This is a genomic window from Paenibacillus sp. ACRRY (assembly GCF_022346995.1).
In the GTDB taxonomy this organism is placed as follows: domain Bacteria; phylum Bacillota; class Bacilli; order Paenibacillales; family Paenibacillaceae; genus Paenibacillus.
The window spans coordinates 43,506-55,867 of sequence record NZ_JAKRNM010000008.1 but is presented as its reverse complement, the minus strand read 5'-3'; the positions used below and the strand labels follow the sequence as shown (position 1 = coordinate 55,867).

General features: G+C 47.3%; 8 protein-coding genes. 1 reads left to right on the top strand and 7 read right to left on the bottom strand.

The annotated features are described in order from the left end of the window. Positions 1-222: 222 nt before the first annotated feature. The 6 genes from MH144_RS22945 to MH144_RS22920 form a co-directional block, all read right to left on the bottom strand. Complete coding sequence (locus MH144_RS22945; protein WP_239304465.1) at positions 223-3,891, bottom strand: GH32 C-terminal domain-containing protein; 3,669 nt, start codon at positions 3,889-3,891, stop codon at positions 223-225. Between the two features lie 291 nt (positions 3,892-4,182). Beyond that, positions 4,183-5,085 (bottom strand): ROK family protein, encoded by a 903-nt coding sequence (locus MH144_RS22940; protein WP_239304463.1) that lies wholly within the window; start codon positions 5,083-5,085, stop codon positions 4,183-4,185. A 19-nt stretch (positions 5,086-5,104) separates the two neighbouring features. After that, a complete protein-coding gene (locus MH144_RS22935; protein ID WP_239304462.1) occupies positions 5,105-6,580 on the bottom strand; it encodes a glycoside hydrolase family 32 protein in 1,476 nt (491 codons plus the stop codon). A 31-nt stretch (positions 6,581-6,611) separates the two neighbouring features. Further along, entirely contained in the window at positions 6,612-8,219 is a 1,608-nt protein-coding gene (locus tag MH144_RS22930) for an ABC transporter substrate-binding protein (protein ID WP_239304460.1), read from the bottom strand. A 56-nt stretch (positions 8,220-8,275) separates the two neighbouring features. Continuing rightward, positions 8,276-9,157 carry a carbohydrate ABC transporter permease gene (locus MH144_RS22925; protein WP_239304458.1) on the bottom strand — a complete coding sequence of 294 codons (882 nt, stop codon included), beginning with the start codon at positions 9,155-9,157 and terminating at the stop codon, positions 8,276-8,278. A gap of 15 nt (positions 9,158-9,172) precedes the next feature. Further along, positions 9,173-10,108 carry an ABC transporter permease gene (locus MH144_RS22920; RefSeq protein ID WP_239304731.1) on the bottom strand — a complete coding sequence of 312 codons (936 nt, stop codon included), beginning with the start codon at positions 10,106-10,108 and terminating at the stop codon, positions 9,173-9,175. A 466-nt stretch (positions 10,109-10,574) separates the two neighbouring features. Between MH144_RS22920 and MH144_RS22915 the strand changes: the two genes are divergently transcribed. After that, the gene (locus MH144_RS22915) at positions 10,575-11,642 is read left to right on the top strand and encodes a LacI family DNA-binding transcriptional regulator (protein WP_239304456.1); all 1,068 of its coding nucleotides are present in this window, start codon (positions 10,575-10,577) and stop codon (positions 11,640-11,642) included. 192 nt (positions 11,643-11,834) lie between these two features. Here MH144_RS22915 and MH144_RS22910 read toward each other — a convergent pair whose 3' ends face one another. Continuing rightward, entirely contained in the window at positions 11,835-12,281 is a 447-nt protein-coding gene (locus tag MH144_RS22910) for a DUF1569 domain-containing protein (protein WP_239304454.1), read from the bottom strand. Positions 12,282-12,362 lie beyond the last annotated feature (81 nt).

Below are 12,362 nucleotides of genomic sequence, written 5' to 3'. Positions count from 1 at the left end.
TAAACGAACTAGATTAAAAATACAAATATTCAGCATTGGATCATCTCTAGTCCTTCCTCTTCCTAATAGAACAGCTGTGAGTATTGAAAATCAGTTAGAGGACTACACCTCACGTGCAGTCCTCTTCCACATGTTTTATTCAAATGTTGAAGGCGCAGATCAACACCTACAAATCATTATCCCATTTACTTTAACTCTCCAGAACACCACGCCACGCCACGGTTATTGCACTTTGTTTACCAAAATCCATTTTTGATACTCATCTTCAGCCTGGAATTCTTCCATCACCAGCTTGGTTCCATCTTCTGATACACGGAGTGCACTGCCATTGTGCACACTTGTAATACTTACCGTCCCATCATCGTTTTTGGAAATGTTCCAGCGTTGATTGGGGTACCCGATATATGGATAGAGTTGAATCCGATTCTGACCGACATCCCAATCCAATGATACCCCGCTGACGGTACGGATGGAAAAAGAACCGGAATCATCGCCGGTAGGCACCAGTATCCAAGCATACCTTGATTCTTCACCATCCTTTTCGGCGCCCACTTTCACAACCTCGCCTGCTTGGGATTGCGTCGCTTGTAGGACAACAGGAAGTTCTGAACTGCGAATGATCACGGTCTCCAGAGCTGCTTTTTTCATGTCATATGCATTCACATGCTGGAAAGACGCACTGCCTCCAAACGTATGCACACCGAAGTGTCCCTCCGCAAAGGTTCCATCCTGGACAACCATGATCCGTTCACCGTCCAAATCCACCTGAATATGAGTTCCTTTCGCCTGAATCTGGATATGGTAAGTCTGATTACTCCGAATGAATTTTGGAATGCGGGCAAGCACCTGCCGATTCTCGAACTTTCCGTCCACTTTATAAAACAGGCGAATCGCCTTCAGGTTGGGATCAACATTCAGATAATAGCCACTTCGTCCATCCTCGCTTGCCCGAAACAGAATGGAACCTGCTCCACCTTCAGCATCCAGCTGCAAGTCAGCCTCATATCGGAAGTCTCCCGCGGTCTCTCGCGCAATATATTGTGAATCACCACGGTCACTCCCCTGTAAGCCGCCATCCGAAACAAACCACTGCGCAGACGGTCGATCCTTTTGCCAGCCGGATAAATTCGTGTGAAATACGCCATCCGTTACCGTAATCGGTATTTTGGTAGAAGCTTTGCCATTAGCCATGGAAGCCGTCACCCAAGCTTCTCCCTTGCCTACAGCACGAATCGCAGCATGTGTTTTGCCAGAATCAACGATTTTCACCACTTTAGGATTACTCACGGTCCATTTTAGCGGTTGGGCCCCTTTCCCTGGTCCGCCTTCAGCCGAAGCGTAGAGGGTTTCGGTATGACCCACATTCGTTACTCTTCTCTGCGTATCTGCAATAACTTTCGGTGCGGAGGACATGCCTCTTCTCCAGATATTATCCATCGCATATACATTCATGGAGACCACTTTCACATCTCCACCCAGGCTGTAGAACGCCATCGACCTTCCAGCCGGATCCGGAAAAATAACATCCGAGAAAACAATACTGCCATCATTGCCGAACACTTCAACGGAAGATTCATCGACAAATATCCGCAGCTTGATCCTCCCATTTTCAGGTTGTAGCTCAGCTTCGTGAACTTTGGTAAATAAGCCCGAGAAACCCACATCTCCCGAAGCGGTGCGATCCACGAACATCGTCTCTTTCTCCGTCTTGTAGCCTACGGTCGTTTGTTGTCCTTCCCTTTGACGCAGGTGAAAACCAAACTCCGTAACGGGACTGTTTGCCGGAATTTCCACTTCTGCTTCAATTTCGTATGCACCCGCAGCCAGACCCTTGAGCACATTCTGCGATTGCGGCCCGACCATTAACTGCTCCGCACTGTACAGGTTTTGCCGAAGTGTCTCAAGTTCGATAACAGGCTTTTGTACCAGACGCACACCCTCATCTGTTGCTCGGAGAGAAACTTCTCTCGGAATAGTCAATTGACCTTTCCAAGGGTTCGTCGGGAAATCAAATGGATAATCCCAATTCGTCATCCACGCAAGCATCACTTTCCGCTGATCCGGCATATTCGCAAATGACATCGACGCATAGAATTCCTTGCCGAAGTCCGTCTTCAGCACTTTTCCGGCAGGATGGTCGTTCAGGAATTCCCCCTCCGCCGTCAGCTCGCCAACAAAGTATTCCGCATCCGATCCTTGCGTTTTCGTATTGGCTCCTGTACTGATCATAAGCACCCACTTGCGCTCATCCGTCCCCTCTACTGGCAGCTGAATCAGGTCTGGACACTCCCATACCCCTCCGCGTATGTATTCCCCATACCCGAAGTTATCGGTTAATGTCCAATCGAGCAGATTCGTTGAGGTGAAAAACCGGATATGATCCCCGCCAGATACCACCATGATCCAGCGGTTGTGCTCTTCATCCCGAACGACCTTCGGATCGCGAAAGTCCCAACTCCCCGGGTCTTCGCCATTTTGGCCAGGGTTCTCGATCACAATCGGATGGTCTTCCGCGTATTGCCAGTTCCGGCCTTGATCCGTACTGTATGCGAGACCGATACGCTGATTGCCACCAGGCTTACCCGGATGGTACGACGTATAGTATGCGATCAGACCTTTGCCACCAGAATCCGAGAACAGGCCGGATGCGTTGTTCAGATCCGCAATCGCTGATCCCGACCATACATGACCCAGATCATTCCAAGACAGTGCAATGGGTAAACGCTTCCATTTCACAAGATCCGTACTGACTGCATGTGCCCATGTCCCTCCATCCTGGTGAAACAAATGATACTCCCCCTCGTAATAAACCAATCCGTTTGGATCACTTGCGGACCCTCGAATCGGAGAGTAATGATATTGGGGACGGTATTTTTCCGTATAATACTTCGCATTTTCCGTGATATACGTATCTTGAAAATAGGCCATGCCCTGTTCCACTTCAAGTCCGGCATATCCCTCGGCATAACTTGAATCCATAACCTCCACAGCCGGTGCTGCATATCCATCTACATACACCTGAATCAGGCTACCGGTGGCAACCACTTCGATATGGTGCTTTGCTTCCGGTTGACTTGGGTATGTACGATCCGAATTCGCAAGAATCGTTCCGTCTGCCTTTTGCAGCTGTACCCGAACCTCTTCCCCTACTCTAGTAAGAGCCGCTTTGTATCCCTTTGTCCCGTCTGTATTTGACCTGAATCGTAGAGCTGCGAAGCTCGTATCGGCCAAAGACATATCTCCCTCAAATACAAAATCCCCCGCTGTTTTTTCGTATATGATCCGCGTTTCCTCTTGCGAACTTCCTTTCCCACGATATCCCTGGATATCCGGCTGCCAGTCACCTTCACTGTAAACGGGGTTACCCAGATTTCCACCCATGGTACTGATCTTCACATTTTGGAACAAAGCTGATCCGTCCCACACATGGAGCCCCAGCTTCCCTGATACATACGCACTGTCTTTCACATCAATCACCGGGTCGTACCCGCCATCCCAATACACCTGCAGCCTCTCGCCAACCGCTTTTACTTTCAAATGATAAATGCCGCCAGACTCCACGGTTACCGAGTACTCTTCCAACAATGTACCTGACTTGCCACTGGCATCTTTTAAACGAATCAGACCAGCCTGAGGAACCACTTGCAGCATATAAGCAGACCACCCCGCATCATTGGAACGGAAAACAAGACTGGTATCTGCCTTCATATCCTTGATTAACAAATCTGCTTCATAAATAAAATCATCGGCCGCCGTGTCCGATAGGGCGGTTACATTCTCCTTCTCTTCGGAAGCCAGATAAAGCCCTTCATTCGTATCTTCAAAATTGCCTTTACCATGCAATGTCCAACCGGACAAATTTGTTACTGCCTTGGGCACGTCCATTTTCATCGGAACCGCCTCCGTATGTTGAGTTTGAGGTTTTGAACTTATGGATGATGCCGTACTCTGCTGCATCGTAACCTTATCCAGATAGGAAGGCGTTGAGTACGCCTCCACAGAAGCAGAACCAAGGACACAGGATAATAGGACGCAGCTAATGGACCTTAAAATGAATCTCATGAACATCCCTCATTTCTCTGCGTGATATAAAAAAAAAAATAAAGAAAGGACGATGCATTCCCTTAAACAACTGAATCAGTCTTTTAAGCGATTTGCTCCGTCCTTTCCCGAACATGTCGATTACAATGATACCGATGAATCAGTCTTTACTTGATTAAGTGCTTCAATGCCCAAGGCAAGCGCACCGTATAAACCTGCGTGTTGTCCCAATCCTGGTGGAACAATATATTGGTCGATGTGCTGCACCAATTCAGGCACGTTTACATAACCATGAAGATTGTGTATAACCTGTTCCCGAATCATGGGAAACAGATGCATTTGCTGCATGACTCCACCGCCCAAGATGATCTTCTGCGGTGAATGCAGCAGGATGGACGTCGTAATGGATTCTGCAATATAAAAGGATTCGATCTCCCATGCCAGATGGTCCGTCGGCAGCTCCCTGCCGGGTGTCTGCCAGCGGGCTTCGATGGCTGGCCCTGCAGCCAGTCCCTCCAGGCAATCCCCATGATACTTGCACAACCCGGCAAAGTGATCCTGCGGATGCCGCCTCGTCCGGATGTGTCCACCCTCTGGATGCAGCAATCCGTGTATTCTTTTTCCTCCAGCAATAAGCCCAACGCCAATACCTGTGCCAATCGTATAATAGACGCAGTTGTCCAAGCCCTGCGCAGCTCCCCATGTGACTTCCCCCAGAGCAGCAGCATTCACATCCGTATCCCACCCGAAGGGAACAGGGAATTCACGCTTCAAGATTCCCACCACATTGCAGTTTTCCCATTCGCACTTCGGAGTTGTGGTAATGTAACCGTAAGTAAGGCTATCCGTCTTCAAATCGATCGGACCAAAGGAACCAATGCCGATAGCCACTACCCCTTTATCTTTGTAATAGTCACTCACCTTGGCGAGTGTAATCTTGGGATGTTCCGTCGGAAAGCTGAACCAGTCTTCCATATGTCCTTGTTCATTGCCTATTCCGCATACAAATTTTGTTCCGCCTGCTTCGATGGCACCTATACGCATTTATCTGCCCTCCTTCTCTTTATTTCTCATGAACTTTCACCTTAACGGGAGATAATTCGTAGATATGAAGAGCGGAGAAGACCATGTCTTCCTGATCGGCATCAACCGAAATTCGCGTAGCCTCTGGATCCGGATAGATCAGGTCGGTAATAACGGCCTGACCGTCATTCGCAAATACCTCAACCGAAGAAGAATCCACATAGATACGCAAATGTTGACCCCCGCCCTGAACCCTTGCGGTGTGACGTCCCAGGAAATGCTCATGGAAATCAACGATGCCTGATCGACTGCGATCGACGTACACCTCACGCTGATCCGCGTCTACACCAACGAGCGTTTGATGACTGGCGCTGCTTCTCAAGGTAAATTGAACGGATTGCTGAGATTCCCATTGCGCATCGACTTCATAGCTCACCAGCTGCAGCGTGCTGAGATGCTTCCTCGCCTCTTGGACAGAAACATTGTGCAGGGTCAATATCGGTTTCCGGGCTTGCTCCATCTCACGGGCCGGACGCTGAACCAATGTGACTGTACCGTCTATCGTTTCCAAAGTAAGCTCCCGAGCAATCGTCATCGCGCCGCGATAACCTTCGGTTGGTGTTTGGTTGGCATACATCCAGTTGCTCATCCAGCCCATAAACAGGCGTCTGCCGTCTTCTGCCGGAATGTCGGACCAACTGACTCCTGCGTAGTTGTCCCGGCCATGGTCAAGCCAGCGAACCATGCGGGAAGCTTCATCCGGAACAAACGTCGACCCATCAAAATCTCCGATAAAGTACTGCGTCCGCGAGCCTTCCTTGAACGCAGGATCTGCACCAATACTGACAAGCATGACCCATTTTTCATGCCCATGGTCCCCATCCACTGCCAGCGGGAAGAGATCAGGACATTCCCACACGCCGTCATGTGAACCGATGCCTGCCCCGAATTCACTGCCTAGTGTCCAATCCTTCAGATTGGGAGAACGGTACAAGCATACGGTCTGACCACAGGCGATGATCATTACCCATTCCTTGTTCTGCTCGCGCCAGAACACCTTGGGATCACGGAAATCGACATAAGACTCATGCTCCAGTACCGGATTGCCCTCATATTTGTTCCATGTACGGCCATTATCCTTGCTGTATGCAATGCTCTGCCGCTGAATCGGCTGCTCGTTCGGCACTTCCAGATGATGCGTGAATATCGCCACCAGTCCTGGTTCCTCATCAAAGAAACCGGAAGTATTATTCCAATCCACCACTGCACTGCCCGAAAAGATCATGCCGTGTTCATCCGGCGCCATAGCCACAGGAAGCTCTTCCCAGGTGAACAGATCCTTGGTCACAGCATGCCCCCAATGCATCGGTCCCCATGTGGTACCAAACGGGTGATGTTGATAGAACAGGTGATACTCGCCTTTGAAAAACACCATCCCATTGGGATCATTCATCCACTTCTCGTTCGGTGAGAAATGATAAGCACCTCGGTAATCGGTTGTTGATATTGTAGACATGTAGGTTCTCTCCTTTGAATTACACGTTTTTTTATTTTGTATTGCGGTCATATCCCGCTTGTTTAATCTGAAGCCATTCCTGCAGTCCAAGACGATCCAGCTCTTTCAGATAGGCATCCCATTCCTGCTCGATTTTCCCGTTTTGATACCATTCCGTGCGCATGCGCAGTACATAAGCAAACAGGTCGGTTTCAATGGTAGACAGTCGGTCGAGCTCATCAATGGAGAAAAATACGCTTGGATAGACGTTTTCTGCTTTCATATGTGGAACCATGACCCGATCCAGAAGCTCCATGCGCCAAGCAGCATCTTCTGGTTTCGTCGTGTATTTGTCGTAGTAACTGTCGAGAATCGCCAGTGGTCCCGCAATGCTCGTTTTTTGCCTAAGTTCGACAGGCGCAGCTCCTTCCAGCGGCAGATGCTTCAGCATGCCCTTGGCTTCATCGAATTCAAAAATATTCTGCTGCGTTTCATCCCCATACGTTCCCCAGTTATTTTGGATTGATTGGAGCGGATCGTACAGCTGGTCTACCCACTTCGCAGTGGATTCCAGATTTTTATTGCTGCTCGTGACGACCATACGTCCTCTGTCGAGCCCAATCCCGTTGGTTCTTGTGACATTTCTCTCTCCATCCGGACCGGCAAGCGGAGGCAAAACATCATACGTGTCATTCATTCCCGTAATGTTGGCCTTATCCCATGTGAAATACATGCCGTACTTATGGTCCTTGCCTTTGGCCAGATACGTATTCCAATCCTGTTGATAGGCTTCCACATCCACAAGACCTTCCTGGACAAGCTCATGGATATATTTCACGGCTTCCTTATAGCCTTCATCCGCTGCCGTAAAGACGACCTTACCCTCGTTCGTTACCACGGTATGATCCCAGTTCTCCCCAAGCCCAAATGCGGCAAAGAGAAATGTCAGATCTTCTCCGCCCGGCTTGTTGATGAACGACAACGGAATTTCATCCGCTTTTCCATTTCCATTGGGATCTTGCGTTTTGAAGGCGATTAGCACTTCCTTCAATTCCTCGGTCGTCGTCGGCATCTTCAGTCCGAGCTTATTCAGCCATTCCACATTGATCCATGGCAGATTATCCACCGCTTGTATCCGCTGCTTGCCGCTTCCCAGCTCCTCGATCCATGGGAAAGAGTAGATATGTCCATCCGGCGCTGTAATCATGCTCTTGTATTCGGGAGCTTCCTCCAGCACCTTTTGCAGATTGGGCATGTATTGTTCAATCAAGTCTTCGAGCGGGATGATGGCCCCGTCCTTGGCCAGTTTCAGAAGATCATAATCTCCGTAACCTGCGTCAAAGATGGCATCGGGCAGATCCCCGCTGGCTACCGCCAGATTTCTTTTTTCGGCAAACACATCACTCGTATAATTCTTCCAGTTGATGTGCACATTGGTCTTTTCCTCAAGTCGTTTGTTAATCAGCTTCTCGTTCGGATCGGCCGGAGCCAGCGGCGAGCTCTGCGTGATAAAATTCAGTGTCACTTTCCCATCGGGAGACTGGGCTTCACTGGCTGCGCCGCCACCGCCTCCACCACAGGCCGTGAGCAGAAGTACAGCAGACAACATGGATAGGGATACCGATGTAATGCCTCTTTTGGACTTTTTCACTTTTTTCATGACGTGACCTCCACTTTATATTGTTGGATCTGACTTAAGATATCTGAGGCTGTTCACTACTTGAGTGAACCTACCATGACACCCTTTTCGAAGTACTTTTGAAAGAACGGATACATGATAATCAGCGGCAGACTTGAAATGACGATGGCAGAATACTTAATCATCTCGGATAGCCGTTTAAGCTCCGCCATGGCAAGCTGATCACTGATCATGCCTGGTGCAGCCTGATTCTGGATCAGAATGGAACGCAGGACGAGCTGTAGAGGATGAAGATTGGGATTATCCAAATAAATCATGGCATCAAAATAGGAATTCCACTGCCCGACGAACGCGTACAACGCAAGGACAAAAATGATCGGTTTGGATAGCGGAATGACGATCTGAAAGAAAATCTTCATATCGGAAGCACCGTCCACGTTCGCAGCTTCTTTCAGCTCCCTGGGCACGCCTTTGAAAAAAGTTCTGGAGAGAATGATGTTCCACACGTTGACCGCTCCGGGAATGATGATCGCCCATATGGTATCCAGCATCCCGAGATTACGCACAAGCAGATAGGTGGGAATGAGGCCGCCACCGAAGAACATCGTAATGATAAACAGAACCATGAAAAATCCTCTTCCCGCCAGCCTTTCTTCAGACAAGGCATAACCTGCACAGATGGAAACCGCCACGGTCACGAAGGCAAACGAAACCGAGTATAGCACCGCATTCGCGAAGCCTCGAATCATGGCCGGATTGGACAGAATCATCTCATAACCATCCAGACTCCAGTCGGATACGTTGAAGGATAGTCCTTGGTTAAGCAGTACCGTTGGATCCATAAAGGAAGCGATAACAATATAAATAAGAGGAACAACCACAACTAGTACAGCACAAGTGAGAAAGATGGCGTTCAGTGCGAGGATCAGACGATCCAGCCCCGTCGGTTTGATAGTCATGAGTGATACTCCTTTCTAGTAAAGGCCTTCGCCTTCGTTTAATTTCTTCACGATCAGATTCACGGTGACGAGCAGGATGACGTTAATGATGGAGTTAAACAACCCTACGGCCGCAGAATAGGCGTAATCACCTGACTGTAATCCGACCTTGTATACATAGGTGGCAATAATTTCGGATGACGGCAGGTTCATGGATGTCTGCATCAGATATGCCTTTTCGAATCCGATCGACATAATTCCGCCCGCCGCAAGGATAAACACAATGGCCATAATTGGGCGAATGGTTGGAAGATCAATGTGGCGAATACGCTGAAGAAGATTGGCTCCATCCAGATTGGCTGCATTGTGAAGTTCTGGATCGACATTGGCCAAAGCAGCAACGTATATGATCGAAGCCCAGCCAGCCCCGGTCCAGATATCGGACAAGATGTAGATCCAGCGGAAATATTCGGGTTCGGACATAAACATGATCGGCTGACCCGTAATCCATGTGGTCAATTGATTAACGGGACCCGTCGGCGATAAGAAGATGAACAGCATGCCCACAACAACGACAACCGATATAAAATTGGGTGCATACAGAAACAATTGAATGTTCTTCTTCACTCCAGCTTTGCGCACCTGATTCAGCATGAGAGCCAGTAAAATAGGCACCGGGAAGCTGAATATCAATCCCAAAAAGCTGAGCTTAAGCGTATTCAGGAAAATGACATCAAAATTAGGTGAAGCCAAAAACTTCTCGAAATGTTTCAGTCCCACCCACTCACTGCCCATAATCCCCTTGATCGGACTGAAGTCCTTGAATGCGATGATGGCTCCATACATCGGAATGTATTTGAAGATCAGTGTCAGGATTAGAGCTGGAGTAAGCAATACATACAGGAAATAATTCTTTTTGAGCTGCTGTAATGGATGAAAAATGGAACTCCTCTCTTTGAGGCTTTTCCCCATCCTCTTATTGGTGTTTACTGTGTTATCCAACACACGACCCCCGTTCATCATTAAAGTTTACAATTGCTCATAGTAAGGGCTTTCAATATTTACAATTGCTTATTTGATAATTTACAATTTATCAGGGTGAGTATCATTTAGTCAATACAAAACGTAAAAAAATAATTGTGCATTTGCTTCACTTTTTTATGCATAATTCTGTTCTAATTGTACGTCCTAAGGAATTAATACCCATAAAAATCCCGTTATATAGCGTGTTTTATCCTGTAACAATAGTCTCTGCATTGGCCGTGTACGATGTAAACCTAAATGACGAATGAAGAGCGAATGTATAATGTGAAATTGACAAAAACAATTTCAAATTGTGCATTTGTAAATTTACAATTGCTATTTGCTTCGATATATTATACATTTGACTTAGAAAACACTTGGGACGATTAATTGACCAATAGAGGTGAGGCACGACATGGCAAAAGAGAAAGTTACGATACAGGATATCGCAGATGCTTTGGGCATCTCCCGAAATACGGCTTCCAAAGCCCTGAATGATAGCGGAAACATCCCGGAAGAAACACGGAGTCGGGTGATTAAGAAAGCCATTGAGTTAAGATATAAACAGTTTGCTTATATGGAAAGTGAGCATGTCCTGAGTAAAACACCGGGCAATATCGCCCTCTTAACAGAGAACCTGCCGAATACATCTCATTTTGGATCGCTGCTCATTAGCGGTTTGGAGAAAAGAATTAGTGCTGAGGGCTATAATCTGTCCATTCATATCGTTCGTGAAGTTGATGAAGAATCACTTACACTACCTAACAATTTTGACATTTCCAAAGTGGACGGCATCATCTGCATCGAGTTATTCAACCTGGAATATACCCGCCTCATCACAGAGCTCGGAATTCCCACGGTCTTTATCGATTGTGCAGCCAACATCTGCTATCCGGATTTTCATGCTGATCTGCTTCTTATGGAGAATGAACATAGCACTTATCAGTTAACCAAAAAATTAATTGATAGCGGCTACAAAAGTATCGGATTCGCTGGGGATTACAATCACTGTAAAAGCTTCAACGAACGATGGACTGGATATCACCGGGCGATGTTGGAATCGGGATTGCAGGTCGATCTATCCCACTGCATTACAGACAATGATAAGCTGTTCTTCTCCAAGCCTGGTTGGATAAGGGAGCGAGTAGCTGCACTGGAGTCTTTTCCTTCCGCATATGTGTGTGCCAATGACTTCATTGCGGTGGATCTAATCAGAGCTTTTAAATTAAGAGAGGTCACGGTTCCGCAGGATATTGTGGTATGTGGATTCGATAATGCACCTGAATCCAGAATTATAGAGCCTCCGTTAACGACGGTTCATATTTACAGCAACGAGATGGGCATTAAGGCTGCCGAAATGCTGTTATCCCGGATTGACAACCCCGAACAGCCTTATCAGGTCTCGCATATTGTGACTGCACCCATTATCAGGGAGTCGACACCTGGAATCATGCCAGCTGAGCCTACTCTTATCAGAAAATAAGATGGAGAAATGTATCTAGTCATGCTGAAATGCGTCGCGATGGCGTTCTCTGAGCATGTAGTCGAATACAAAAAGAAGTGGATACCCTACAGATGGGTGATCCACTTCTTTATATTTTCTAATCTATCTCTTCTAGCTTGCCTCAGTTTATCCTGTGTATTTCTCTATGTGTTCAGCCCTTCTCCTCACTTCTTAAACGCCAAATTGCTTCAGATGATGGTCCAAGTGCTTATAGATTCCTTTACCCCATTCCTCGGAAGTTAGTCTTCCAAAAAAAGGATGAGGAAATGCACCATCTTTGAGACCTTCACGTTGTATCGTCAATATATTTTGTTTGAGCTTTTCTCTCTCTACTTCAAACTCTCTTGTATCCATGATCATCATGCTTGGAATCGTAGACATATTACGGGGAAGGGGCTTGTCATTATAAAAGATGGGTTTTGCAAACTTTCCCACCACCATGCCTAGCAAGCTTCTTGAGGAACGGGCTTTTCCCGTTGCTATGTCTTGGAACGAAGAGCAATGAGCAAGCATCTGAGCAACATTCATGCGCCCCCACCCAGGTTGAACATCTTGCTCTAATTGATCGATGCGTCCCAAGATTTCTTTTGCAGCCGATAGATCAAAAATCGTTTTCACTAAGACATAGGCCTCCTAACCTTTACAAGAAAAGAATCCACAACAAAAATATTACCATATTATTCAAGTGAAATGTGGATT

Coding starts and splice junctions, on each gene's coding strand:
- MH144_RS22945 (WP_239304465.1), bottom strand. CDS start 3,891: ATGAAAATGGACGTGCCCAAGGCAGTAACAAATTTGTCCGGTTGGACA.
- MH144_RS22940 (WP_239304463.1), bottom strand. CDS start 5,085: ATGCGTATAGGTGCCATCGAAGCAGGCGGAACAAAATTTGTATGCGGA.
- MH144_RS22935 (WP_239304462.1), bottom strand. CDS start 6,580: ATGTCTACAATATCAACAACCGATTACCGAGGTGCTTATCATTTCTCA.
- MH144_RS22930 (WP_239304460.1), bottom strand. CDS start 8,219: ATGAAAAAAGTGAAAAAGTCCAAAAGAGGCATTACATCGGTATCCCTA.
- MH144_RS22925 (WP_239304458.1), bottom strand. CDS start 9,157: ATGACTATCAAACCGACGGGGCTGGATCGTCTGATCCTCGCACTGAAC.
- MH144_RS22920 (WP_239304731.1), bottom strand. CDS start 10,108: ATGGGGAAAAGCCTCAAAGAGAGGAGTTCCATTTTTCATCCATTACAG.
- MH144_RS22915 (WP_239304456.1), top strand. CDS start 10,575: ATGGCAAAAGAGAAAGTTACGATACAGGATATCGCAGATGCTTTGGGC.